Below are 26,361 nucleotides of genomic sequence, written 5' to 3'. Positions count from 1 at the left end.
AAGCCGCTTATTGTGGACCGTTGTGCTGCTCGCCTGGCAATTCTGCACCATGCGCGCGAATCGCGGCAATCAGCTCAGCAGGGGTGATTTCGTGGCGTATTTCCCGATGGATACCGGGTTTGCATTCGTCGATTTCGATGAGAAGAATGCCTTTGCCATCGGACGTTGCCTCAAGACGCAGTGAGCGCAACAGGAGGGCGCTGGTATCGTCGTGTTCGGTGAGCAGGGCCATGGACCCGGAAGCGCCGGTATTAAGCATCGCAATTATCCTCGTGAGGTTGGGGTGGGGTCTTGGCTTTGGGTTAAGCAGGATGCGGATGGCATTGCCCTGGCGCGAAACCCGCGAGCCGTTTGCCAGGGGCAGTTTAACGCGATAAGGTGCGCGCCCCTTCTTGCGAATCGCATCATTCAGCCAGAAAGCACAGACTGTACGACCCGATGCCGCATGGCTGGGCGTCCGGCCGCACGGGATGCGGAAAGCATGTCGTCGTAGCGTCACCACAGCGCCAAGCTTTTCTTTACAGCGCCACTGTATTGATTTCATAATGCGAGCCGTTCTCATTAACGAGCGAGCCTCAACTCAAGGTTCATTCGTTTTATTCATACAAAAAACCTGCCTGCAGTTTCTATCCCGATTAATTCAAACTGCTTAACCTGTTTATCTGGAAGCGCTTTTATGTCACCGAATCTGAAGAAGACACTGGCTACACTGGCTGTTTCGACGGTTGCTGCCGTGCTGGGCACACCTGCATTGGCGCAAAGCAGCGTGACGCTTTACGGCGAAATTGATGCGGGTTTCGCCTATGCCAATAATGTGGGTGGCAATTCGCAGTACAAGATGACCAGCGGCCTGATCGACGGCAGCTACTGGGGCCTGAAAGGCGCGGAAGACCTGGGTGGCGGCAACAAGGCTATCTTCGTGCTGGAGCGTGGCTTCTCGATCGGGACGGGCGAATCGTTTAACGACCATCCCTACTATGTCGGTCTCGACAACGCGTCATACGGCACGGTCACGCTGGGCCATCAATATGATTCGATCCATGATTATTTCGCTCCGTTTACGCTGACGGGTGGCAATGGCGGTACGGCTTTCGCCCATCCGTTCGATAACGACAACGCGAATAACTCCTATCTCGCGCGCAACTCGATCAAGTACGCCAGCCCGTCGTTCGGCGGATTTAGTTTTGGCGGCATGTATGCCTTCTCCAATGGCGCAGGCCAGTTTGCCAATAACCGCGCTTATAGCGTCGGTGCAAATTATCAAAATGGCGGGTTTAACGCGGGCGCGGCTTACCTGCATATCAATGGCCGCGGCAATACCGGTAACGGCGCTTATGAATCCGTGAGCCTGCCTGGCGCGAGCAAGCTTGGCGGCGTGTTCAACGCCAATGTGCAAACGCAGAACACCTACGGTGCGGGTGCGAGCTACGCGTTGGGCAACTTCACGCTGGGCGGCGCCTGGTCGCGCTCGACCTACACCGGCGTGGTCAATGCGGATACGTCGACTGCGGCACCGTCGGTGGGCTTTAGCAACTACGAAGTCAACGGTATTTATCAGCTGACGCCGGTCATGTCGCTGGCTGGCATGTACACCTACACAAAGGGTAACGACACGCACTGGAATCAAGGTGCGCTGCAAATCGATTACCAGTTGTCGAAGCGTACCGATACCTACCTCGAAACCCTTTATCAACGTGCGGCTTCGGGTACGTCAGCGATCATCAACAGCTTTAATCCGTCGCAAAGCAGCAGCCAGTTCGTGGTTGCAGCGGGTATTCGTCATCGCTTCTGATCCAGGCGGCCGATGTTGGCCGCGGGCCTGAACCTTTGCGGATGATCGTGTTGTGACGTGTGGCCCCGCATTGCTTCATGCAGTGCGGGGCCACATTTACGTCAAGCAGGATGCACGGGAGCCGCTCATACAGGTTAAGTGCAGCAAGCTGGCGACAGCGTGCCGTTCAGCGCGGTCGAACGTTTGAAGCGTGAGCGCCTGAGCGCTGCAATCGGTGGCTCGAATAGTGGCCGCCATCTGTCGTTATTCCGGCCCTGGGCCATGGCACAATCGCATCGATTTAGAAAGTGTGCCAAACGGGGTTTTCCATGAAATGTAGTGATCCATCCTATTTTTTTGCCAGCCTGCTGCCGTCGCGGACGGCAGCCGTTACAGCCGGGTTGGCGTTATGCCTATGCGGCGCGCTGGCCGCTTGCGGCAGCAGTGCGCCGCTCTTTTTATCCGATGGCCGGCCGACCACCCAGGTGCAATGCACGGGTACGTTCGCCTCGTGTGAGCAGCAAGCTAGCGTGCACTGCAATGGCGCATTCCAAACCGTGAACCGCTCTAGCGATAGCGGCATGCTGACGTTGCTGTATGCCTGTCAAAAAAAGTGAGGCGAGGTGCGGGCTGAGCGAAAACATCCGTTTTGGCGCGGTATGCCGCGTGAAGTGAGCTCCGTGACAGTTTTTTTTGCACCCATCTTCTGTCCCTGAAAACACTCACCTTTAGCCCGCTTATGTCATGGCGCCGGTATGGGTTCGTGATGTCCGCCAGATGCTTGGGCGATGTCCGGCGTAATCATACGGCGGCCTTATGCGGGCCATGGCGAGAGTCTGCACAGCGGCTTGCCCGCATGCTGAAGAGTCCGCCGTTCAGAACGCGGCTGAATTCGCCAAAGCCTTTGCCATAAAGGGTTTCAGCGTTTCAAAAAAGAACTTGGAAGTTGCCTTGGCCGAGGCGTCCGCGCAAGCCTCGGCGCGCCATTTGCACGTAGCGGGGCAAGCTGAACCCTTCGTGTGTCGCGTTCAACCACCCTCACGGGAACACACGTAACAGGCACTTCAGCCCGCGTTCAAACCGGGTATTTCACCGCTCCCGAAAACGCTCACCTCTAACACCTCTGAACTTGCCTGAACGTGCGCTGTGGCACGCCCTGGGTCCGGGTGGCGAGGCGGGTTGCGTGTATCATCGGCGTCCTGCGACTCTGGCGCGACTTATGGCAGATACTCGGCCCGTGGCACACCACGGCCGGATATTCCCGGGCAACTGCCAGCCTTCAAGCCACGGGTCATCCCATTCCACGAGCCATTCCAGCACCGATGTCAGTCTCTGAACTCAAACGCCGCCGTACTTTCGCGGTCATTTCCCACCCGGATGCGGGCAAGACCACACTGACTGAAAAACTGCTGCTGTTTTCTGGTGCGATCCAGATTGCAGGCACGGTGAAAGGCCGCAAGAGCAACCGCTATGCGACCTCCGACTGGATGGAGATCGAAAAGCAGCGGGGCATTTCGGTGGCGAGCTCGGTGATGCAGTTCGAATACGGCGATGCCGTGATCAATCTGCTCGATACGCCCGGCCACGAAGACTTCTCGGAAGACACCTATCGCGTGCTAACCGCCGTCGATGCCGCCGTGATGGTGATCGACGGCGCGAATGGCGTGGAAGCGCAGACGCTCAAGCTGCTCGAAGTCTGCCGTAGCCGCCGCACCCCCATCGTCACGTTTATCAACAAGCTTGACCGCGAAGTGCGCGAACCGCTGGAGCTGCTCGACGAGATCGAACAGCATCTAGGCGTTGCGGCGATTCCGTTCACCTGGCCGATTGGCATGGGCAAGGAGTTTCAGGGCGTTTATGACATTCAGCGCGATCAGGTGCGGGTGTTTCGCGCGGGGCAAGACACGGCGGGCGGCGCAGTCGAAACCTTGCAGGCGCTCAGCGATGAGGAGGGTCTGCGCCGTTTCGGCCAGAGCTGGGTGCGGGCGAAAGAAGAAATTGATCTCATCACGGGCGCCACGCCCACATTCGAACGCGATGCGTTTCTGGCGGGCCAGCAATCTCCGGTGCTGTTCGGTTCGGCGATCAACAACTTTGGTGTGAAGGAGATTCTCGATGCGCTGGTCGATCTGGCGCCGCCGCCGTCGATGCGGATGACAGTCCAGCGCCCCGTGCTGCCTGACGAGCCGAAATTTACCGGCGTGGTGTTCAAGGTGCAGGCGAACATGGATCTGTCGCACCGAGACCGCGTGGCGTTCATTCGCGTGTGTTCCGGGCGTTTCGAGCGCGGCATGGCATTGAAAGTCACGCGCACCAACAAGATGTTTCGCGCCAATAACGTCGTCACCTTTTTGTCGCAGCGGCGTGAGACGGTCAGTGAAGCGTATCCGGGCGACATCATCGGGATCCCGAATCACGGCACGCTGAGCCTGGGCGACACGCTGACCGAAGGCGAGGTACTGCAGTTCGTTGGCTTGCCGTTTTTCGCGCCCGAGATTTTCCAGACGGTTGAAGTGGTGGACCCGATGCGCGCCAAACAGCTAGGCGAAGCGCTCAAGCAGCTTGGTGAAGAAGGCGCGATCCAGGTGTTCAGGCCTGAGCATGGTGGCTTGATGATTCTCGGCGCGGTGGGGCAACTGCAGTTTGAAGTGGTGTCGCACCGCCTTTCGACGGAATACAAGGTCGATGTGCGGATGATGCCTGCACGTTACCGGATGTCGCGCTGGGTCACGTGTGACGATGCGGCAGAGTTGCGCCGCTTTAGTGATGCCTACGCGGCGCGGATTGCCTTCGATGCGTCCGATGCGCCGACTTATCTGGCATCGCACGTCTCGGAGATCGAGGTGGCGCAAAAAGCCTGGCCGAAGATCGTGTTCAACGAACTGCGCGAGCATTCGGGCGCGCCATTCAGGCGCACGATGTAAGCCCCGTCGCGCGGTCGTCGGGCTCTCCATAAGAGCCCGTTCTCTCTTCTTCCTTCATTTCCGCCTTGGCGCAGGTCACGCGCGATCCGCCTCTTCCCATTGCAGCAGAAGTTCCGCAGGGATCGCCTTGACGGCTTCCGCATAGCTTTTGCCGACGAACCGTTCAGCGCGCCTGAGCAGTACCGGTATCGGGCTGCTGGGCTCGTTCGCCTCAAACCACTGGCGTGCCATGCTGATCAATTCCAGCGCCGCTTGCCGGCCCTCCAGTCCCTGCCCGGTGCGTGGGATAGGGGCCGCTGGGTTCGTGCGGGCGTGAGGCTCATTCTTCGCTAGCAGCGGTGAGGATGTGTCCTGAAGCGGCATGTTCTGGGGAACGGTCTCGTGAGGCTCGGCCGCAAGCACATGCCGCGTGTCCGAGGCGGCTTCAGCTTCAACTTCAACGCGAGCTTCGCCCTTGTGGAGCAATTGAAGCAAGTGAGTCAACGACGAAAAATCCGGCCGATGGCTTTCAAGATGTCCGGTGCACCATTCATTGATCGCGGCAAGCGTTGCGAGGGTTTCGTCGAATGCCTTCATCGTGGCGTGCTGCTGGATGCGCCAATCCCGCAGTTGCTGGATCACTGAATCGGGCGCAAGCGCATCGGCCGGATGCGGATGCGCAAAGGCACGTTCAAGGTCGCGCACCTGCAGGCGGGTGGCGGTCGATTTCATCAGCACGATTTCCCGCACATCGACCAGCAAGCCTTCGGGGTCGGAGAGCGCTTGCAACGCATTCATACGCATTTCCAGCGTGGCGTCCCGGTCATTGTCAGCGCTTGCCTGCGGATGGACTTCATCCGGAAAGGCTTGCAGCCATGCAGCCAGGAGTCCGATTCCTTCCAGCAGACCTGCCGCACCGCTCAGACGCGTGCGGCAACGCGTATACAACCCAGCGACCCGTATGTCCCGGGTTCGCATCATGAGCCGGCGGCAATCGCGTTCGATTTCGCTCCAGTTGAGCGGATCAGGGCCGCCTACGAAGTCACCGTACTGCACATCCTGTCTGGGGGCGGTGCGGGAGAACAGCACCACGAAGTCATGGTCGTATTCGAGGTCCGGGCCGCAGGGCGCTGTGTCGCTCACGGGGGCGAGCCAGTCGTGGTGCTGTGCGGGTGTCCCCGTGACGGGCACCCGGGCGGGTTGGCTCTGCGTGGCAGCGTGCTTTTTGCTCATGGTTTGTTGTTAGCGTTAGTGGCGCGAGGGTGGGAATTTGAAATAGCGGGCGTAACGTTCCGGCTCGAACCGCATGCCGGTAATCGGCTTGTGCGGGGCAGGGCGGCCCAGCCACCCGGACCAGCCCATTCGTTGCTGTCCGCCCATCACCACGGGGGGCGCGCTTTCCGGCTTGATGCGCAACTCGAGCTCCCACTCCAGTTCATAGCCGACAAACGTCCGGACCCATTCAACGAGCCGGGGCAGGTCCTCGCCTTGAGGTGTGAAGCGTAGATAGGCGCCGAGATCGAGCGGACCTATCACGATACGAAAACGGTGCTGACGATCCGGCACCACGCGGCCGAGCATCGCGCCCTGTCCCATGATCGCGGCCGCGCCAGGACGGCCCATGCGGCCCTGATCGGCCGGATCGAGGGCGATCCAGTGGAATACGTTTTCCTCGATGGCAACCGGCACGCCAAAGTACTGTTCAAGCGTGGCACGTAGTCCATCCGGATTTCGCGATTCGCGTACGAGGTGCGCTGAAGCGGCCAGCCGCGCATGGGGCGGCAAAGGGCGCTGGCTGATTTCCCCGATGTCCTGTCCGGCCAGGCTGGCGATGTAAAACGAGAACTGCTCGTGATTTTTGCGATCGAGCCCAGCCGTCGATTGCGCTGAGGCCCAGGCGCGATAGAACAGCGTGAAAAAGCGGTGATGGAAGATGTCGAGGAAGTCGACCGTGGTGGAGTCCCGCCGACTGTCCTCCCGATCCTTGGCGATTTCGGTCACGTGGAGGGGGAGCGGGCCGTTGGGCCCCAGCATGCCAAGGCTGAACAGCCGTATCTTGAGCTGGCCCGCCGCCGCCTGCGCACGGGCGATCTCACTCGGTGCAAAGGCGAGACTCGGTTGCTGGCCGAGCCGGAAGGGCTCGGAGCGAGGCCGCCGCGCGGTACCAATGGGATCAAGCCCCGGGTGCGCCCCGATGCGTCGCAGCAGCGACAGGAAGCCGAAGCGCCATGGCTCGGCGTGCAACTGCTCGATCAGTTCGGGCGACAAGGTACTGTCGTGCAGCAGGGCGGGTAGGGACGCGCGTTTCATAGCACCCCGCGCGTGCCTGTACGCACTGGCCAGCGTGCGATACGGCCGCGCTGCATCGAGTGCAGTTCGGTTTGCGTAAAGCTGTTGAGCGACACATGCCGTGCGAGCCAGTGCTCAAGAATCACGCCAAAGAGATAAGGACTCCCCCCGAGAAGCCGGTTTCATCAACCGTCAACACGCATTCGATGCCACGTCCGAAGGTCATTGGCCCGCATCCTGGCAGCTTGCGCGTGACAGGATGCGTTTTGACGCCGATGAGGCTCTCGATCTGCCGGCCGGGCCCGGATTCACCTTCGACGAGATACAGGCGCAGCAGATCACGCAGACCCTGGCCGCCTTCACGATGGTCTAGCTCATCGAGCGGCAGGTAGTTGAAGTTGAGCTGGCGGATCAGACGCCATGCCATCTCACGCTCGGCATACGGCGGCAGCGGTGCACTGGGCGGGCGAATGAGGCCGATGCTGGCGACCGGGGCCGATTGCGCTGTCTCCAGATCATGTACGCCGTCGCGGGGCACGAGGGTGGCGAGATCCCGGTTCGTCAGCAGCGCATCGACCGACAGAAAATGGATGTTCTCCGCATAGGGCGCTTCGTTCTGGTCGACCAGCGAGAGAAACACCTCGGTGCCGACATAAGGCGTGCGCGTGCCATAACGGCGCGCCGAAGCTGAAACGAGGCGCCGTTCGCGCCGCAATGAAAAATATCGTCCGTGGTTGCCTTCATCGTTGTTCAGCGTCTGGTAAAGCGGACGGAACTCAAGCTGGCTGGAGGTCGCGGCGACCTGTCCATGTACTTTTTCGACTGCGAATACTTCGTAGTCGAGGGGCGTGAGCCGTGCCGGCACCAGATGAAATTCGGTCTCGCGTGGAGAGATTTCGATGGGGTCGGTGTGCTTGCTGAAGAGATTGATGACAGGCGTGCAAAACAGGGCAAAGCGCGAGGCATCGACCAGATTGGCGAGCGGCCCCGGTGCCCGGTCGAGCAGCACGACGATTTCGGCCTCGCGGCCGTGCAAGCGCGACATGCCTTCAGCGAGGCCGTTCAGGGCGAAGAACCAGAACCGTGCGGGACAGGCAAAGTACTCGTGCAGCAAATTGTGGCCGTGGAATTTCGCCCAGGTTAGCGGAAGCAAGCTTTGCCCGGGGTCCAGGCCTTCGTGTTGTACCGCGTTCTGAGTCACGGCTGTAACGGGGTGGCCTGGCATGCCGAACTCGCCGGGCGTGCCAATGACGCAAGCGATGCCACCCGCATGCAGCAGTTCGTAGAGGTGCGAGGACACCTGCTCATCGCCTGCCAGATACACGGGAAGCCGGTCGAATCCTTTCAGGTCTGCCATGCGAATGTCGCCCGTGGTGGCAAGTTTGAGACGCAACGCGCCCCGCACCTGGGTATCGGGCGATACGTAACGGTCCAGCGCGGGAATGTCCGGCGGAATCCCCGTCAGACGTGCCTCCGTGATCGTGAGCGGCCATAGGGTGACGTCCTGGCCACTGGTGAACAGACAGGCCGTTTGCTCCCCATCCGGAACCCGTGCGGTGAACGACGTGCCGCGTGCGACCCGATACCCTTCGGCGAGATTGCCTTCTACCTCGTCCGGATACAGACGTGCGACGGCAATCGACGGTGTGGGCGCCACATAGTTCGGGTAGATGACTTCAAGTAGCCGTTGCGTGAAACGGGGGAACTCTGCATCGAGCTTGAGCTGCATGCGCGCGGCCATGAAGCTGAACGATTCGACCAGGCGCTCGACGTAGGGGTCGGCCACTTCGCCCGCATGCATGCCGAGACGTCGGGCGATTTTCGGATGCGCCTGCGCGAATTCAGCCGCGAGCTCGCGCATGTAAATGAGTTCCTGGTTGTAGTAGTCGAGCAGTCGGGGGTCCATCGAGAGGCCTCGCTGTTATCGTTGTCGTGTGGTTGTGTTGTTATGTTTGTTGTGCAGCGTGGCTGCTCAACGGGCTTGCATGCCGGTGATATGAATCTGGCTTGTTTCAAGGTCGAGTGAGCTTTGCACCATGAATTCGAGCGGATAGGGATCCATCTGGATCAGGCCGCGCACTTCGAACGCGAGGATGTTGTGATGTTCGCCGGCCGAACCGGTTGCAGGACGGGGCGCGACCGTCAGCGATTGAGGAATCAGCCGCGGCTCGAACGCGATAATCGCCTGGCGGATCATGCGTTCAACGTCGCTCCATTGGCGTGACGCCGTAAAGGTGCCCGCAAGCGGTGGCACGCCAAAGTTCACGGTCGATGCGGCTGCGTGCGGATGGCGCGCGCGGTCGATCTGGTCTTCGATACTCGTGGTGTTGAGCAGGTAGGCGAGGTCGCGTTGCACGATGTCGCGCATCTGTTTGCGCGTGACCGTATATTCTTCCGGGGCCTCGACCTGCCGCTGCGGGGCATCGTCCCGTAGCCGGTCGAGTAGCGTCGGCATCAGATGCGCGCTGGCGCGCCGCGGTGTTCTGACAGTTCGGATAGCCCGTGTCTCTGCGCCGGGAGCAAGCTTGGAGCGCTCAGTCATGGATGGTGTTTCCTGGGCGCGTTCTCGTTCTTCGTGTCTTCGCGTAAGGGGGCGGATAGCGGACTGTCTACCGCAAGCGTGTGGTGTTCGCGGCGCGTCAGCGTGGGCGCCTGGGCTGGCGTTCGGCGCGCGACGGCTGTGTGAAATTCGGGTGGAGCAAACAGTCGCAGGATCTCGGGGGCAGGGCCTGCGCCGGCGGCAAAACCGGAGCACACGTCGACGAGTGGGCCGAACGCATCCTCAAGCGTGACAGCGCCAGACAGGAGTGTTTCGATCGAGGTGGAATCGTGCGAAGGGCTGTGTAGGCCGTGGCTTGTGTTGTCGCTGGCGTTGTGGCCTGCCCGATGCTGCGGCATTTCGTCCACTGCTGGCACCCAGGCTACGTCATGGGGTGCATTGGGCGCGCTGAGCGCACGCCAGTATTGCGCATGCAGTGTGGCGATGAGGGCATCCGGAGCGTTGGCGGCATCTTGGGCATGGGAAGAGGCAGATCCGGCAGACCCATGCCCAGGCGTTGTGGCGCAATCCAGGTTGCCGATCCCGAAGGCGCCCAGGATGTCATCGCTGACGTGAGCGGCTCCGGCGGCTTGGGTTATCTGCCGCTCAGACTCAAGCTCGGGCTCAGGAGCTGTACCCACATGTGATGCCTTCTTGCCTCCCAGCACGGGCTCGGTGTGCGAGAGGCTTGACTGGCGATGCCAAGGCAAGCGGAACGAACGCATTTGCGTGTCCAATGATCAATGATCGATAGATAAAGAAGCCTGTATTTTAAACACGGGTATTGCTAATTCGTCCATCGCGTCGCTGAGGACGGACATATGAAAAGGAAGAGTTGGGTTAATTTAAAAATGTCACAAAACTGTTAAAAATATCAATTGTTAAATTACAATGTTTTATTAATCAGTGAATTGGCGTTTGTTGGTAACAATTCGGAAAATTTTAAAATAATTATCTCGTAATAGTGCTCTAAATATAAATTGGCGGATATTTATGCAATTCGCATTGCTATAGCAGTTCGTGGTCTGCTGGCTTAGTCCTGATTGGCGTGGAAAAGAGCGGAAAAATAGGATGAATCTCAAAATTTCCCCCGGTTTTTATTGAGATGCAGTGTGCGTTGACGTTAATTGAATTTCATGTGAATAATGCAACTCCAGTTCAAGGTGGTCGTTTTAATTGAATTGGCGAGGGCGGTAATGCGAGCATTATCCGGTTCATTGCGATTGATTTCCATTTGAGTATTCGGAATTTCACATTGCTATGGCACGGCGTGTTGGCGCCGTAGCGAACAAAACAAAAAATATTATGACTATTTCACGCCAGACTTTATTCGGAAAGCTCGGGGTTGAGCTTTATCGGGGGATCGAGTCGGCAACGAGTTTCTGCAAATTACGCGGTAATCCGTTCGTCGAACTTGTCCACTGGTTGCACCAGCTGTTGCAGCAGCCAGATGGCGACCTGCAACGGATCGTGCGTCACGCCGGGATCGATTACCACACGCTTGAGCGCGATTTCGCACGTGCGCTTGCCGCATTGCCGGCTGGCGCGAGTTCGATCAGCGATTTTTCATGGCATATCGAAGCGGCAATCGAGCGTGCCTGGGTACTTGCCACACTTGAGTTTGGCGACCAGCGCGTGCGCGGGGCCTGGCTGATTGCGGCGCTTGTTTCCACGCCCGATCTGCGGCGTGTGCTGCTTGCCATGTCCCCGGCCTTCAGCAAGATTCCGCTCGAGACTCTGAGCGACATCCTGCCCGCATGGATCAACGGCTCGCCCGAGGCGAACGAGGGTTCGTATGACCACAGCGCGCTCGCGCCCGTCATCCCTGGCGAAGCCTCCGGCGCCATGCCCCTGGCAGAAAAGGGCAGCGCGCTCAATCAGTACTGCACCGACCTGACCGCACGTGCCAGGGCCGGCGAAATCGACCCTGTTATTGGCCGCGAACTTGAAATCCGCACGATGATCGACGTGTTGTTGCGTCGGCGGCAGAACAATCCGCTCCTGACAGGCGAAGCCGGTGTCGGCAAAACGGCGGTGGTCGAAGGCCTGGCGCGTGCGATTGCCTCGGGTAACGTGCCGCCCAGACTCGCAGACGTGCGGCTGCTCAGCCTCGACGTGGGCGCATTGCTGGCAGGCGCGAGCATGAAAGGAGAGTTCGAGGCGCGACTGAAGGGACTGCTCGAAGCGGCGGCCAAATCGCCGGCTCCTGTGATCCTGTTTATCGATGAAATTCACACGCTGATTGGCGCAGGCGGGCAGGCGGGCACGGGAGACGCCGCCAATCTCCTGAAGCCAGCGCTTGCACGCGGCACGATCCGGACCGTGGGGGCGACGACTTGGGCCGAGTACAAGCGGCATATCGAGAAAGATCCGGCATTGACCCGCCGCTTTCAACTGCTGCAGGTTGCGGAGCCATCGGAAGCGGCGGCTACCAGCATGGTGCGCGGTCTCGCGCAAACGTTTTCAACCCATCACGGCGTGGTCGTGCGTGACGAAGCGATTTGCGCTGCGGTGACGCTATCGCATCGCTTTATCCCCTCACGCCAGTTACCCGACAAGGCCATTAGCCTGCTCGATACCGCCTGCGCGCGGGTTGCGCTGTCGCACTACGCGGCGCCGCGCGAGCTGGACCACGTCCGTCAGCGGCTGGCGGCCGCTCGTGGGGAGGAAGCGTTGCTGGTGCAGGAAGCGCGTATCGGTCTGGATGCCGACAAAGCCCTTTCGGCCGTACGAGGACGTATCGACACGCTATCGACAGAAGAAGTCGCCGTCGAGACCCGATGGCGTGAACAGATGGCCGCCGCAGAGGCGCTGCTCGCCGCGCGCGAAGCGGCAAGCGCGGTCAGGGATGATCCGGAGCACTTGTCTGTGCCGCTTGAGCGGCTGCGTGAGCTCGAACACGTGCTCGCTGAGTTGCAAGGGGATCGCCCGCTCGTGTTTCCACAGGTTGACGAGGCCATCGTGGCGGCCATCGTGTCGGATTGGACCGGCATTCCCGTAGGCCGTATGGTGACGGACGAGGTGGCCGCCGTGCGCCGCTTGCCCGAGACACTCGAGGCCCGCGTGCTAGGTCAGAGCGATGCACTGCGCCTGATCGGCGAGCGCATGCAGACTGCGCGAGCCGGCTTGAGCGACCCTAAAAAGCCGTTGGGCGTGTTCCTGCTCGTGGGCCCATCCGGCGTTGGCAAGACCGAAACGGCGCTGGCGCTTGCGGAAGCGCTCTACGGCGGTGAGCAAAACCTCATTACGATCAACCTGAGCGAGTATCAGGAGGCGCACACCGTATCGGGTCTGAAAGGCGCTCCGCCCGGCTATGTCGGTTATGGCGAGGGCGGGGTGCTGACTGAAGCCGTGCGCCGCCGTCCGTACTCGGTCGTGCTGCTCGATGAGATTGAGAAGGCCCATCGGGACGTGCACGAGATGTTCTTCCAGGTGTTCGACAAGGGCTACATGGAAGATGGCGATGGCCGCCACATTGATTTCCGCAATACCACTCTCCTGCTGACCAGCAACGTGGGCTCCGATCTGAGCGCGCGCCTGTGTGCCGACCCGGCACTCGCGCCCGACAGCGATAGCTTGCGCGAGGCCCTCGTTCCCGAGTTGCTGAAAGTCTTCTCCGCGGCATTTCTCGGCCGTGTGACCGTGGTGCCGTACCGGCCGCTGCCCGACAGTGCGCTTGAGCGCATCGTCTGTCTGCATCTGGATCACGTCGTGACGCGTATGGCTGACAGCCACGGCATCGTGCTGACGTATGACCCCGCCGTGGCCGATTACATCATGGGTCGCTGTTTCGTTCACGAAACCGGTGCACGTGTGCTGATTGGATTTATTGAGCAATACGTGTTGCCGCACCTCTCTGCGCTCTGGCTCGATGCTTTTACATCACAAGTTGCGCTGGCGCGTATCGCGCTCAGCGTCGCCGATTCCTCCGCACCGCCTGCGCAAGCACTGAGATTCGAGGTGATGCCTTTTTCCGTAGCCGAGGCGCCCTGTTGAGCCTCTCCGCGCCCGGTAACTTTCTACCCTTTCAGGAGATGGTTTATGTCCGCTAGCAGTTCACAGAAATTCATCGCGCGCAATCGTGCGCCGCGTGTGCAGATCGAGTACGACGTCGAGGTCTATGGCTCGGAGAAAAAGGTTGAGCTGCCCTTCGTGATGGGCGTGCTGACCGATCTGTCCGGCAAGCATCCGCTCGAAGCACTCCCGGCGGTGTCGGAGCGGCGCTTCCTGGAAATCGATATCGACAATTTTGACGAGCGCATGAAGGCTATACAGCCACGGGTGGCGTTTGCCGTGTCAAACACGCTGACGGGCGAAGGCCAGGTGATGGTCGACATGACCTTCGAGAGCATGGAGGATTTTTCGCCAGCCGCCATCGCGCGCAAGGTTGATGCTCTGCGCCAGTTGCTTGAGGCACGCACGCAACTGGCGAACCTGCAAACGTACATGGACGGCAAATCGGGTGCCGAAGCGCTCGTGACCCAGCTATTGCAGGATCCGGCGCTGCTCAAATCGCTGGCCAGCGCGCCGAAGCCCGAGCCGCACGACGAGGGCGTAGCCGAGCCGGGCGAAGTGAACTGACCAACGAACCGATCGAGGATCAACATCATGGCGAAACAGCAAGCACAGGCCGCGCAAGCGCAGGCGGCCACCCCGTCCGATTTCACGCAACTGCTCGAAAAGGAATTCCGTCCAAAAACCGAGCAAGCCCGCGAAGCCGTCGAACTCGCCGTTCAGACGCTCGCTGGGCAGGCGCTCGCGCAATCGGTCACGATCAGCGATGACGCTTACAAGAGCATCGCGGCGATCATCGCCCAGATCGACCATAAACTGTCCGAGCAGATCAACCTGATCCTGCATCACACCGACTATCAGGCACTCGAATCGGCCTGGCGCGGCTTGCATCATCTCGTGTCGAATACCGAGACCGATGAGCACCTGAAGATCCGCGTGCTGGATGTCTCGAAGACCGACCTGCACCGGACGATGCGCCGGTATAAAGGTCTGGCATGGGACCAAAGTCCGCTCTTCAAGCAGATCTACGAACAGGAATACGGCCAGCTAGGTGGCGAGCCGTATGGGTGCCTGGTCGCTGACTACTACTTCGATCACACACCGCCCGATGTCGATCTGCTGGGCTCGATCGCCAAGGTCGCCGCGGCGTCGCATACGCCGTTTATCTCAGGTGCGGCGCCGTCGGTGCTGCAGATGGAGTCGTGGCAGGAGCTGGCGAACCCGCGCGATCTGACGAAGATCTTCACGCAGAACCTTGAATACGCCGCATGGAACTCGCTGCGCAATACCGAGGATGCCCGTTATGTCGGCCTCTCGATGCCGCGCTTCCTCGCGCGTTTGCCGTATGGCGCCAAAACCAATCCGGTCGATGAGTTTGATTTCGAAGAGGACACGAATGGCTCGGATCACAGCCGGTACGGCTGGGCGAATGCCGCGTATGCGATGGGCGTCAACATCAACCGTTCGTTCAAACAATATGGCTGGTGTTCGCTGATTCGCGGCGTCGAGTCGGGTGGCACGGTTGAGGATTTGCCATGCCACACCTTCCCAACCGACGATGGCGGCATCGACATGAAGTGTCCGACCGAGATTGCGATTTCGGACCGGCGTGAGGCCGAACTCTCGAAGAACGGTTTTATCCCGCTCGTGCATCGCAAGAACACCGACCATGCGACCTTCATTGGTGCGCAGTCGCTACAAAAGCCCGCCGAATACCACGATCAGGACGCGACGGCCAACGCCAACCTGTCGGCCCGCCTGCCGTATCTGTTTGCCTGCTCGCGGTTCGCGCATTACCTGAAGTGCATCGTGCGCGACAAGATTGGCGCATTCAGGGAGCGCGAGGACATGCAGCGCTGGCTCAACGAATGGGTCATGCATTACGTCGATGCCGATCCGGCCAACTCGTCGCAAGACACCAAGGCACGTCGGCCACTCGCAGCAGCCGAGGTTCTGGTCGAGGACGTGGAAGGTAATCCTGGCTACTACCAGGCGAAATTTTTTCTGCGTCCGCACTTCCAGCTCGAAGGGCTGACGGTATCGCTGCGGCTCGTGACGAAGCTGCCGTCGATCAAGGAAGTCGCTTGACAGGCATCGCAGGAGCGTTGCTCCCCATGGGCCGCGTGTGCGCTTGCTGGGCGCTCTCCTCTTGTGAGGCACGGCTTTTTTTACTGACTAACGAAAAGGAAAACAACGTATGGCACAGGACATTTTTCTGAAGATCGACGGCATTCATGGCGAATCGCTGGATGACAAGCATAAGGACGAAATCGAAGTGCTGAACTGGGACTGGGAAATCCAGCAGGAATCGACGATGCATGCCGGTAGTGGCGGTGGCGCAGGCAAGGCGAGCGTCAAGGATCTGACGTTCGAGCACCACATTGATCGCGCCAGCCCGAACCTGATGAAGTACGTGCTGACGGGCAAGCATATCGACCAGGCCACGCTCGTGATGCGCAAGGCAGGCGGCAATCCGCTCGAATACCTGAAGCTCACGATGAGCGACGTGATTGTCACGCGGGTCAAGCCGTCAGGTAGCAAGCTAGACGCCGAAAAAAGCCGCGAGATGGTGTCGCTGTCGTTCGCCAGGGTGAAGCAGGAATACGTCGTGCAGAACGCCCAAGGCGGGAGCGGTGGCGCCGTTACGGCCAGCTTCGACATCAAGGGCAACAAGGAAGCCTAAGCCCGCAACGTGTCACGCGCGGCATGAAAGTCTTCCTTTCCGCGCGTGACGCATCGTGTCGTCCATCGAGGTGAATTCGCATGCGTTCGATTTTGACTGCCGCGCTGTTCGGCAGTGCTGTATGGCTCACGGCCTGTGCGAGTGGCGAGCCTAAGCCGAAGGCGCCAATCCGGCTTGAGATAACCGTCGTCGCGAAGGCTGACGTCAATCCCGATGATCGCGGACGGGCTGCGCCGATCGTCGTCAGCCTCTACGAACTGAAAAACGATAACGCATTCAAGACGGCTGATTTCTTCACGCTCCAGACCGGGGACAAGACGGTGCCAGGCGACGATGTCGTGAAGCGCGACGAGTTGCAATTGCGTCCCGGTGAGCAGCAGAAGCTTGTGCGGAGGCCCGATCCGGCAACGACGGCGATTGGTGTGATTGCGGCCTACCGTGATCTGCCGAATTCCGTATGGCGCGCTGTTTATACGATGCCCGTCGCGCCTGACAAGGCGTGGTATCGCTTTACCACACCCAGACTAAAACTGACTGTTGATCTCGAGGCTAAGGCCGTCAAGATCAAGGAGGCCAGAAAATGAACTACATCGCTCAAGCAAACGGACGGTCCGAATGAGCTGGTATGCCAAGGTTGCCTGGCAGGAAGGGCTGTTCTTTCGTCCACAACTATTTCAGCAACAGGATCGCTACTTCGAGAAATACGCGCATATGCGCGCGGCACCGCTGTCGCCGTTTTTTTTTGGTTTTGCGCACGCTGCACTCGATCTCGAATCGCTCGCGCTGGGCAAGGTAATTGTCAAATCCGCCGCTGGTGTATTTGCCGACGGCACGCCGTTCGATGCGCCGGGCAACACGCCGTTGCCTCCTCCGCTGACGATTCGTCCCGAACATCTCGAGCAGGTGATCTACCTGGCGGTGCCTGTGCGATTGCCGAACTGCGAAGAGACAACGTTCGAGAACACCCCTGATTCGCTCGCGCGCTATCTAGTGTTCGATACCGAGTTGCGCGATACGAACTCGATCGGCCTCGCGCCCGAGCCTGTGCAATTGTCGAACCTGCGGCTGAGACTGATCCCCGAAAAGGAGCTAGGCGATGCGTGGATTGGGCTCGCGCTGACGCGTGTCAAGGCGATGCGTGCTGACGGCAGCATTGAGCTTGATGACACGCTGGTGCCACCGGTATCGGGTTTTGGCGCAAGCGATCTGCTGACGAGCTGGGTCACGAAGATTCACGATCTCGCCCGCTTGCGTGGCAACGCGCTGGCGCGCCGGCTGGCTGGCACCGACGACACCATGGCAAGCGCCGCGACGGTTACCGATTACCTGCTGTTGCAAATCCTGAACCGGTACGAGCCCTTGCTGCAGCACATGCTGCGTGTGCCGACCACGTCACCCGTCGAGGTTTACACGCTGTTGCTGGCGATGTCGGGGGAGCTTTCAACGCATTTGCGTACCGATACACGTCGTCCACTCGAGACGCATCCGCCTTATCAGCACACGACGCCGCACCTGTGTCTGAAACCTGTCGTCGATGACACACACTGGCTGCTCAACGCCGTGCTGGTGCGCAGTGCACAGAGTATTGCCTTCGAGGACCGGGGGCACGGCATGCGTAATGCGGTGGTTGATCCGGGCCTCATGCAAGGGTTCTCCGCCCTTGTGCTGGCCGTTCATGCGGCGATGCCCCCGGATGTGCTGCAACAGAAGTTCCTGGCGCAGGCGAAGGCCGGGCCGTCGGACAAGCTGCCAAGCCTCGTGCGCAGCCATTTGCCGGGCATCGGCCTGCAGGCGTTGCCTGTCCCGCCGCGGCAGATTCCCTTCAATGCGGGCTACATCTATTACGAACTGACTCAGGGCGGGCCGCTCTGGGAGGAAGTCGTGCGTCACGGTGGTTTGGCGCTGCATGTCGCAGGGGAGTTTCCGTCGCTCAGGCTGGAACTGTGGGGTGTGCGGACGTAAGCACACAGGTTGCTCATGAGCGGAGATGCAGATGGCCTTGTTTGATGTACCACGAACCCTGTCGCTGAGCGGCGCCGCGTTGCCCACGTATGGCGCTCAACCGGTTTTTACGTTGGTCAAGATCAGCGGCGGCGAAACCCTTGGCGAGCTATTTACATACACGCTCGAACTGAAAACACCGGATGCGCTCGCGTTCTCGCCCAGTATCGCGGCGAATATCAATCTAGACAGGCTCATTGGCACCGAAGTAACCGTTTCGATCCAGCTCGAAGGCAAAGGGCATTTCATTCCAGGGCTGGCAGGTAACGCAGGCCAGGCGAACATCGGGGCGGGCACGCGCGAGATTACCGGTGTGGTCAGTGACGCGGCCATCTTGCGTGAAGCGGGCCGCTCGATCGTCTATGCGCTGACGTTGCGGCCCTGGCTCTGGCTGGCGAGCACAAATTGCGATTGCCGCCTCTTCCAGGACATGTCGGTGATCGAGATCACCGATGCCGTACTTGGCGCTTATCCATTCCCCGTCGAAAAGCGTCTGACGACGCCAAGGCCGAACAAGGTCTGGCCCAGGCGCGAGATTCAGCGCCAGCATTTCGAAAGCGACTGGACGTTTTTGCAGCGGTTATGGGAAGAGTGGGGCATCTTCTATTTTTTCGAGCACAGCGAAGGCCGGCATCGGCTGGTGTTGTGCGATTCGGTGGCGGCGTTCAAGCCGCTCAGCGAGGCTTACCGCACGATTCGCTATGAGGCGCCGAATAGTCGCCGCATCGACGAGGAGCACATTCATGAACTGTCGGTTTCGCATGCGCTCACCGCAGGGGCAGTGACCGGGGTCGATTACGACTACACGTGGCCGCGCGCCGATCTCACGGTCAAGCGCGAAAACCCGCGCGACACCGGCCTGGCCCAGCAGGAACGTTACACATGGGGCGACCATGCGCAGCCGCAGGCAGGCGCGGCTGGCCTGTCAGGCGACCATAACGATCCGCGAACCGAGGCGCAATATCTGACGCAGGTGCAGATGCAGGCATACCGCTGTCAGGGATTGAGGGCCTCTGGCAGGGGGAACCTGCGCGGTGTCGTGGCGGGTCAGACATTCATGCTGTCGCACTATCCGCAGGATGCAGCCAATCGTGAATATGCGGTCGTCACGAGCAAGCTGACGATCGAGGATACCGGCGAAGTGTCCGGCTCAGGTCAGCGCTATCAGTGCGATGCGGACTTCGTCCTTCAGCCTGTCAGTGAACAGTTCCGGCTGCTGCGCACGGTGGAAAAGCCGCGCATTACCGGTGTCGAGTATGCCGTCGTCACAAGCCCCGAGAACCATGAAATCTGGACCGATGCCTATGGCCGGGTGAAGCTTCAGTTCTTGTGGGACCGGCTCGGCCAGCACGATCAGCAATCGAGTTGCTGGGTACGCGTTGCCGGCGCGTGGCGCGGCGACCAGTTCGGCGAGGTCTTTTTGCCGCGTCGCGGGCATGAGGTCGAAGTCGCGTTCATCAATGGCGATCCGGATTTGCCGCTTGTCGTGGGTAGCGCACCCAACGCGTTCAACATGCCGCCGTTCGCTTTGCCGAAAAACCAGGCGCTGGCAGGCTACCGCAGCCGCGAGCTCGGCGGCCGACGGGCGAACACGCTTGCCTTCGACGATACCAACGGAAAAATACAGGCGCATTTGTCGAGCGACGAAAGCAGCTCGCAGCTCAGTCTTGGCTATATCACGCGGATCGCGGGTAACGCAGGGCGGCAGGATGAGCGCGGTATCGGGTGGGAACTGGCCACTCACGCGTGGGGGGCACTACGCGCCAGCAAGGGCATGCTGATTAGCACCGAGACGCGGGATGGCGCATCGGCCCCCGTCAAGGAAATGCGTGAAACGGTTGAGCGGCTGGAGGCTGCGCAGCAACTGCATGAGGCCTTGGCACAAAGCGCGCAGCAAAACGAAGCACAGGATGCGGACGGGCATCAGGCTGACGTGGCACAGACGATCAAGGCACAAAACGAACAGATCCGCGGACAAGGTGCAATGGAGGGCAACACTTTTCCGCAACTCTCCGAACCGCATCTGCTGATTGACGGCAAGGCCGGCGTTGAAATTACCACGCCGGCGACCGTGCACGTGGCGGCGCAACAGGTCGCGGTGACGACCGAAGGTCATGTCGGCCTTGCCAGTGGACGCAGTTTTTTTGTGACAGTGCGAGACACCATTCGGCTTTTTGCCCAGACCGCGCCGATTCACTTCGTAGCCGCTGCGGCGGACATTGTGCTGAACGCGCTGACGGCGTCGATTGTTGCGAGGGCAAAGAAGCGGATTCTTCTGGAAAGCGAAGAAATTCTTTTGCATGCAAAAAAATTCCGGGTCGAAGTTGAAGGCAGTTTTTTGCAGATGGATTCAGACGGCATCACGCAGGGTACGTCCGGCGCATGGGTGGCGCATGCGGCCGTTCACGACATGCCAGGGCCGAAGGATCAGAGAGTCGAGCTTGCGCCCAGAAAGATCTGTATTGATTGTCTGACGAGGGCGGCTCATGGCGGGGCAGCGCTCGTGCCACGTTAACGTGGGGCATAGCCATGAATCCCGTTTTTATTGTTAGGCATGTGTGTTTTTTTGGCCAGGAATGTCGTCGCTGCAGTGGGTGTCATGTCGCTGGGCTTCGATGACGGGCTTGTTCGCAAGCATGGGCCACATTCCTCAAACGTTGACCTTATCCGGACCTGAAAGAGACATGGCACTACAACTCATTGTCGTCGGTGATGAAACATCACATGGTGGCCGCGTCATTTCTGGTTCCGAAACCCATACGGTTGGAGGCAAGCGGATCGCCCGTCTAGATGATCTTGTCGATTGTCCGCTGACGTATCCAGACGGGCGCCCACATGGCATGAACAAGATTATTGAAGCCCATCCGACGTTCACCATCGGCGACAGACGTGTGGCGTTGCATGGTCACCGCACGGAGTGCGGCTGCACGCTGATTGGCAGTACCCGGACCGGTATTGGCGACTGAGTGGCCTACGTGACCCCCATCGCTTGCAATGGATGATGAAGGCTCTCATGACGGTACTTCTTGCGGGTCTTGCTGGGCGTGGCGGTTTGCAGGATGGGGTGCCGGGTGGAGTGATGACGTGGCGAGACTCGTGCACTTGAGTACATGCGCTCTGAGAGGCGTAGGGCAGGAACCTGAGAGCCGTGATGTCAAGCATTGCGGAGAGAGAACGATGAAATTTGATCGAAGGCGCGGCAAGAGGTGGGGCAAGAAGCACAGTGCCATGGCGGTATTTCTGTCGGTGGTCCTGTTGGCGCTGTGCGCCTGCCAGGAGCATAACGGCGATGTGCCGTCGCCGCTGGATGAGATCCCGCTGCCGCCGCAGTATGAGCTGGTAAGTGGCGATAGCTCATCGCTTAATTACACGCCCTGGTACATCCACAGTTTTGGAATTGAGGGACCAGAGGGGACGGGTATTGGAGGGGGGGGCTCGAATGTCTGGCCGGCTCATGAGGATGGACGTCCCTCGGAAGGGGGAGGGATGTGCTGCACGCGCGTACCTGCCGTGTGGCAGCCGGAACTGAGGCTGACGGTTAGGTGGTTTGTCGAGAAGAAGCTGGACGGCAAGACGCCGGGGTACTGGTACAAGGCGGAGAACGTCAAGATTGCGAAATACGGGAGAGTGGCGGCTGGTGTATGGGCGATTTTTCTGCCGGGTGACCGTGTGCGGATCATGGTTGCGGATGGAACGCACGATGGTGGGAACAACGTAAATGAACGTCCTGCGGATAACGATCCGTACATTGCACAGGGCGAGATAGATCACGAATGGAACCGTCTTTACCGGTAGGAAGGAGATACGCCATGAACCTGAGATGGGCCTGGCAGGAACCTGAGAGCCGTGATGTCAGGCATCGCGGAGAGAGAACGATGAAATTTGATCGAAGGCGGGGCAAGAGGCGCAGTGCCATGGCGGTATTTCTGTCGGTGGTTCTGTTGGTGCTGTGTGCCTGCCAGGAGCACAACGGCGATGTGCCGTCGCCGCTGGATGAGATCCCGCTGCCGCCGCAGTATGAGCTGGTAGGCGCCGGTACGTCAGCACTGAACTACACGCCCTGGTACATCCACAGTTTTGGAATTGAGGGACCAGAGGGGACGGGTATTGGAGGGGGAGGGCCGAATGTCGGGCCGGCTCATGAGGATGGCCGTCCGTCCGGTGGTGGCGCGGAGTCTTGCTGCACGCGCGTACCTGCCGTGTGGCAGCCGGAACTGAGGCTGACGGTTAGGTGGTTTGTCGAGAAGAAACTGGATGGCAAGACCCCCGGGTGCTGGTACAAGGCGGAGAACGTCAGGCTTGCGAAGTATGGCGAGGTGATGGGCAGCATATGGGCGATCTTTTTGCCGGGTGACCGTGTGCGGATCATGGTCTCGGACGGCAATCTTGAGGGTGGGAACAACGCTAATAATCGTCCTGCGGATAACGATCCGTACATCGCACAGGGCGAGATAGATCACGAATGGAACCGTCTTTACCAGTAGGAAGGAGATACGTCATGAATCTGAGATGGGCCTGGCAGGAACCTGAGAGCCGTGATGTCAGGCATCGCGGAGAGAGAACGATGAAATTTGATCGAAGGCGGGGCAAGAGGTGGGGCAAGAGGTGCAGTGCCATGGCGGTATTTCTGTCGGTGGTCCTGTTGGGGCTGTGCGCCTGCCAGGAGCATAACGGCGATGTGCCGTCGCCGCTGGATGAGATCCCGCTGCCGCCGCAGTATGAGCTGGTAGGCGCCGGTACGTTAACGCTGAACTACACGCCCTGGTACATCCACAGTTTTGGAATTGAGGGACCAGAGGGGACGGGTATTGGAGGGGGAGGGCCGAATGTCGGGCCGGTTCATGAGGATGGCCGTCCGTCCGGTGGTGGTGCGGAGTCTTGCTGCACGCGCGTACCTGCCGTGTGGCAGCCGGAACTGAGGCTGACGGTTAGGTGGCTTGTCGACAAGAAGCTGGACGGCAAGACGCCGGGGTATTGGTACAAGGCGGAGAACGTCAAGATTGCGAAATACGGGAGAGTGGCGGCTGGTGTATGGGCGATTTTTCTGCCGGGTGACCGTGTGCGGATCATGGTTGCGGATGGAACGCACGATGGTGGGAACAACGTAAATGAACGTCCTGCGGATAACGATCCGTACATCGCACAGGGCGAGATAGATCACGAATGGAACCGTCTTTACCGGCGGGGAGGAGATACGCCATGAACCTGAGATGGGCTGACCCGATGCCGGAGGGCGGGCGGGTGAAAGGCAGTGAGATTGACCAGAGGAAGGGGCGTGCGCTGGTGAGTGGTCTTTGCACATCATGTTCACAGACGCTCAATATCACCCTGTTCTTCGATGGCACGAACAACAACGATGTCGAGACGAATCCGTTTCGGGATTCCCTCAGGAACACCCATACGAATGTCTCCCGGCTTCACAATGCCGCCCGTGATGAACAGGACAAGGGGATTTTCAAATTCTACATTCCGGGTGTAGGCACGCCGTTTCCTGAGATTGGTGAAGAGGTCTATTCGACCCAGGGCAAATCGCTGGCAGTGGGCTTTGGCAGTCGCTGTGTATGGGGTTATACACGCGTGTTGAGCGCCATATATTGGGCTATTGCTTCGGATAAAACCAGACGACTGATTCAGGACGATGACGCCCCGCGCATATGCCGGGCGGTATCCAATGGCAACCCGCTCCCCCTTGCCCGTTATATAGACCGGCTTGGTATCGCACATAAACAGGCGGTAGACGAAGGCGCGTGGCCGCGCACGGTCAGCCAAGTGTGGATCAACGCGATCGGTTTTTCCCGTGGCGCGGCGAGCGCCCGGGTGTTCGTGCACAAACTGGTGAACGAATGGGCGCGCAATGGGCGGATCGGTTACCAGAGCGGCAAATATGCACTGCCGTACAGGGTGAACTTCGTCGGGCTGTTCGATACGGTCGCCTCGGTTGGCCCACCCGATTCGGCACGCGTTGCTGTCGATATTGGCCTGTTCGACGGCCACTTTTCGATGGCGTCGGGCGGGGCCCTGGATATTCCGGACGCAGTGCGATTCTGCCATCACGCGTTCTCGGTTCACGAGCAGCGGATGAGTTTTCCACTGGATTCGATCCGTAACGGTCCCGTTTACGGGAAGCACATTCGTGAAGAGGTGGCGTACCCGGGCGTGCATTCGGATGTGGGCGGAGGCTATGCCCCGAACGAACAGGGCAAGGGCCGCACGTCGCAGCCCCGTGACGACAGCCACAAGCTTAGCCAGATCCCGCTGCACGACATGTACCGGGTCGCGCTCTCCTGCGGCGTACCGCTTCTGGGCAGCGATGAGATCGACAGGCGAGATGATCTTATCGCCGACTTTGCGCTCTCCCCGGAAACGGTCATGGCCTTCAACGCCTGGCGCGAGACGGTGCCGAAGGCGAGTTCGGTGGAAGAAGCCCTGAAGGCAGGAATGGAGCAGATGCTGGCGTGGCGCACGCTGCGCGCGCGGATCAACACGGGCGACTACATCACCGAACAGACGTTTTTCGATAAGGCACACGAGGACCGCCAGACACCGCACAAGGTTGAGCAGAACCTGAAAGAGGCGATGGGTAAAGACCCGCAGACAAGCGCGCTGCGCATGCGGCTCGAGCGAATTCGCGCGGATGCCCTGACATCGGGAATAGGGGGTTACCTGTCTGCGCTGGGTGCGCGGCAGAAGGAACTGGATGAACTGAATACCGCGCTGGCCGAGCGCAGGCGAGTGCTGTGTGGCGAGGTGGCGCATCCGGGGATGCCCCCGGGCGCGGTGAGCCTGCGTCCTGGAGAAGGGGCGCTGGAGGCGACGACGAACGACCAGACGGATTTGCGCCAGGGTGCGGAGGATATGCGTCTGCTGCTGGGCCATCTGTATCCGGGGCAGTGCGAACAGTGGCAGGTGAACCGGATGCAGCCGCCGCCGGTGATGGTCAGGGGCATTTCGCATCCGCAGCCGGCGGTTCTGTCGGTCAGACGGGCGCAGCCTGGAAGCGATAGCCCGTGGGTCAGGCTGGAGGTTAGTGGTGTGCTGCTCAACGTGGCGTGGTCGACGCTGGTGCAGGCTTACCGTGCGGAAGACGATGTGATGGCGGCGCCGCTGCCTGAGGTGGAGGGTTTTCTGAGGCAGTGCACGTCGGTTGAGGCTGCGAGCCGGTTGCCCGCAGCGGCGGTGAAGCTGTTCGACGATTACGTTCATGACAGCCGCTGCTGGTTCCGTGTGCCGTATTTCCACGAATACGCGCCGGGTGGGTATGGCTTTCCGCGAGTGGTGTTTGTTGGGCAGGACAGGCGCAAAGCCTACCTTGGCCTGGCGGAGACCTCCGCGCCACTGTATGTGGGCAACAACGAGGTGCAGCCCGGATGGAGCCTGAACCAGGCTGCTGTAGCGGTCACTCTGTGAGCGTGAGGGAGCCGTGATGTCAGGCATCGCGGAGAGAGAGCGATGAAATTTGATCGAAGGCGGGGCAAGAGGTGCAGCAAGAGGCGCAGTGCCATGGCGGTATTTCTGTCGGTGGTTCTGTTGGTGCTGTGTGCCTGCCAGGAGCACAACGGCGATGTGCCGTCGCCGCTGGATGAGATCCCGCTGCCGCCGCAGTATGAGCTGGTAAGTGGCGATAGCTCGCCGATCAACTACACGCCCTGGTACATCCACAGTTTTGGAATTGAGGGACCAGAGGGGACGGGTATTGGAGGTGGGGGCTCGAATGTCGAGCCGGCTCATGAGGATGGACGTTCCTCGGAAGGGGGGTGGATGTGTTGCACGAGCGTACCTGCCGTGTGGCAGCCGGAACTGAGGCTGACGGTTAGGTGGCTTGTCGACAAGAAGCTGGACGGCAAGACGCCGGGGTACTGGTACAAGGCGGAGAACGTCAGGCTTGCGAAGTATGGTGAGTTGATGGGCAACATATGGACGATTTTTTTGCCGGGTGACCGTGTGCGGATCATGGTCTCGGACGGCAATCTTGAGGGTGGGAATAACGCTAACAATCGTCCTGCGGATAACGATCCGTACATCGCACAGGGCGAGATAGATCACGAATGGAACCGTCTTTACCGGCGGGGAGGAGATACGCCATGAACCTGAGATGGGCCTGGCAGGAACCTGAGAGCCGTGATGTCAGGCATCGCGGAGAGAGAACGATGAAATTTGATCG

General features: G+C 59.9%; 21 protein-coding genes and 1 pseudogene. 16 read left to right on the top strand and 6 right to left on the bottom strand.

Annotation, left to right across the window (positions count from 1 at the left end; translation table 11 throughout):
• Positions 1–7 precede the first annotated feature (7 nt).
• On the bottom strand, positions 8–259 hold the full coding sequence (locus GH657_RS17880; protein WP_153102345.1) for a hypothetical protein: 252 nt from the start codon (positions 257–259) through the stop codon (positions 8–10).
• Positions 260–676: 417 nt separating this feature from the next.
• Here GH657_RS17880 and GH657_RS17875 point away from each other — a divergent pair, with 417 nt between their 5' ends.
• The 3 genes from GH657_RS17875 to GH657_RS17865 all read left to right on the top strand — a co-directional run bounded on the left by GH657_RS17875 (position 677) and on the right by GH657_RS17865 (position 4,695).
• A complete protein-coding gene (locus GH657_RS17875; RefSeq protein ID WP_153102344.1) occupies positions 677–1,792 on the top strand; it encodes a porin in 1,116 nt (371 codons plus the stop codon).
• A gap of 308 nt (positions 1,793–2,100) precedes the next feature.
• Positions 2,101–2,388: a hypothetical protein gene (locus tag GH657_RS17870; RefSeq protein ID WP_246174226.1), complete on the top strand. Its 288-nt coding sequence runs from the start codon at positions 2,101–2,103 to the stop codon at positions 2,386–2,388.
• 705 nt (positions 2,389–3,093) lie between these two features.
• On the top strand, positions 3,094–4,695 hold the full coding sequence (locus tag GH657_RS17865; RefSeq protein ID WP_153102343.1) for a peptide chain release factor 3: 1,602 nt from the start codon (positions 3,094–3,096) through the stop codon (positions 4,693–4,695).
• 75 nt (positions 4,696–4,770) lie between these two features.
• Here GH657_RS17865 and GH657_RS17860 read toward each other — a convergent pair whose 3' ends face one another.
• From GH657_RS17860 to GH657_RS17840, 5 genes and pseudogenes are all read right to left on the bottom strand, one after another.
• Positions 4,771–5,907: a type VI secretion system protein TssA gene (locus tag GH657_RS17860; protein ID WP_153102342.1), complete on the bottom strand. Its 1,137-nt coding sequence runs from the start codon at positions 5,905–5,907 to the stop codon at positions 4,771–4,773.
• 15 nt (positions 5,908–5,922) lie between these two features.
• A complete protein-coding gene (tssG, locus tag GH657_RS17855) occupies positions 5,923–6,984 on the bottom strand; it encodes a type VI secretion system baseplate subunit TssG (protein ID WP_153102341.1) in 1,062 nt (353 codons plus the stop codon).
• Positions 6,981–8,869: pseudogene (gene tssF, locus GH657_RS17850) on the bottom strand (type VI secretion system baseplate subunit TssF). Before tssF ends, tssG begins: the two are co-directional and overlap by 4 nt.
• A gap of 66 nt (positions 8,870–8,935) precedes the next feature.
• On the bottom strand, positions 8,936–9,505 hold the full coding sequence (gene tssE / locus GH657_RS17845; protein ID WP_153102340.1) for a type VI secretion system baseplate subunit TssE: 570 nt from the start codon (positions 9,503–9,505) through the stop codon (positions 8,936–8,938).
• Entirely contained in the window at positions 9,502–10,227 is a 726-nt protein-coding gene (locus GH657_RS17840; protein WP_153102339.1) for a TagK domain-containing protein, read from the bottom strand. Before GH657_RS17840 ends, tssE begins: the two co-directional genes overlap by 4 nt.
• 580 nt (positions 10,228–10,807) lie before the next feature.
• Between GH657_RS17840 and tssH the strand changes: the two genes are divergently transcribed.
• The 13 genes from tssH to GH657_RS17775 all read left to right on the top strand — a co-directional run bounded on the left by tssH (position 10,808) and on the right by GH657_RS17775 (position 26,285).
• A complete protein-coding gene (gene tssH / locus GH657_RS17835; RefSeq protein WP_153102338.1) occupies positions 10,808–13,498 on the top strand; it encodes a type VI secretion system ATPase TssH in 2,691 nt (896 codons plus the stop codon).
• Positions 13,499–13,543: 45 nt separating this feature from the next.
• Positions 13,544–14,083 (top strand): type VI secretion system contractile sheath small subunit, encoded by a 540-nt coding sequence (gene tssB, locus GH657_RS17830; protein ID WP_153102337.1) that lies wholly within the window; start codon positions 13,544–13,546, stop codon positions 14,081–14,083.
• Between the two features lie 27 nt (positions 14,084–14,110).
• Positions 14,111–15,604 (top strand): type VI secretion system contractile sheath large subunit, encoded by a 1,494-nt coding sequence (tssC, locus tag GH657_RS17825; RefSeq protein ID WP_153102336.1) that lies wholly within the window; start codon positions 14,111–14,113, stop codon positions 15,602–15,604.
• A 109-nt stretch (positions 15,605–15,713) separates the two neighbouring features.
• The gene (locus tag GH657_RS17820) at positions 15,714–16,199 is read left to right on the top strand and encodes an Hcp family type VI secretion system effector (protein ID WP_153102335.1); all 486 of its coding nucleotides are present in this window, start codon (positions 15,714–15,716) and stop codon (positions 16,197–16,199) included.
• Positions 16,200–16,279: 80 nt separating this feature from the next.
• Positions 16,280–16,783: a type VI secretion system lipoprotein TssJ gene (gene tssJ, locus GH657_RS17815; protein ID WP_153102334.1), complete on the top strand. Its 504-nt coding sequence runs from the start codon at positions 16,280–16,282 to the stop codon at positions 16,781–16,783.
• Between the two features lie 31 nt (positions 16,784–16,814).
• Positions 16,815–18,161, top strand: coding sequence for a type VI secretion system baseplate subunit TssK (gene tssK, locus GH657_RS17810; RefSeq protein WP_153102333.1), 1,347 nt, complete (start codon positions 16,815–16,817; stop codon positions 18,159–18,161).
• A 31-nt stretch (positions 18,162–18,192) separates the two neighbouring features.
• Positions 18,193–20,715, top strand: a complete 2,523-nt coding sequence (locus GH657_RS17805; protein ID WP_153102332.1) for a type VI secretion system Vgr family protein — start codon at positions 18,193–18,195, stop codon at positions 20,713–20,715.
• 169 nt (positions 20,716–20,884) lie between these two features.
• The gene (locus tag GH657_RS17800; RefSeq protein ID WP_153102331.1) at positions 20,885–21,166 is read left to right on the top strand and encodes a PAAR domain-containing protein; all 282 of its coding nucleotides are present in this window, start codon (positions 20,885–20,887) and stop codon (positions 21,164–21,166) included.
• A 211-nt stretch (positions 21,167–21,377) separates the two neighbouring features.
• Positions 21,378–21,995: a DUF3304 domain-containing protein gene (locus GH657_RS17795; RefSeq protein WP_246174224.1), complete on the top strand. Its 618-nt coding sequence runs from the start codon at positions 21,378–21,380 to the stop codon at positions 21,993–21,995.
• 119 nt (positions 21,996–22,114) lie between these two features.
• Positions 22,115–22,684 (top strand): DUF3304 domain-containing protein, encoded by a 570-nt coding sequence (locus tag GH657_RS17790; protein ID WP_246174222.1) that lies wholly within the window; start codon positions 22,115–22,117, stop codon positions 22,682–22,684.
• Between the two features lie 131 nt (positions 22,685–22,815).
• Positions 22,816–23,403 carry a DUF3304 domain-containing protein gene (locus GH657_RS17785; protein ID WP_153102329.1) on the top strand — a complete coding sequence of 196 codons (588 nt, stop codon included), beginning with the start codon at positions 22,816–22,818 and terminating at the stop codon, positions 23,401–23,403.
• On the top strand, positions 23,400–25,607 hold the full coding sequence (locus tag GH657_RS17780) for a T6SS phospholipase effector Tle1-like catalytic domain-containing protein (RefSeq protein ID WP_153102328.1): 2,208 nt from the start codon (positions 23,400–23,402) through the stop codon (positions 25,605–25,607). Before GH657_RS17785 ends, GH657_RS17780 begins: the two co-directional genes overlap by 4 nt.
• Positions 25,608–25,718: 111 nt before the next feature.
• Entirely contained in the window at positions 25,719–26,285 is a 567-nt protein-coding gene (locus GH657_RS17775) for a DUF3304 domain-containing protein (protein WP_343031295.1), read from the top strand.
• The last annotated feature ends 76 nt before the right edge of the window (positions 26,286–26,361 follow it).

Origin of the sequence: Paraburkholderia hayleyella (genome assembly GCF_009455685.1) — a bacterium.
Lineage (GTDB): Bacteria > Pseudomonadota > Gammaproteobacteria > Burkholderiales > Burkholderiaceae > Paraburkholderia > Paraburkholderia hayleyella.
The sequence above is the reverse complement of the archived record's forward strand: the minus strand, read 5'-3'. Positions and strand labels throughout refer to the sequence as shown.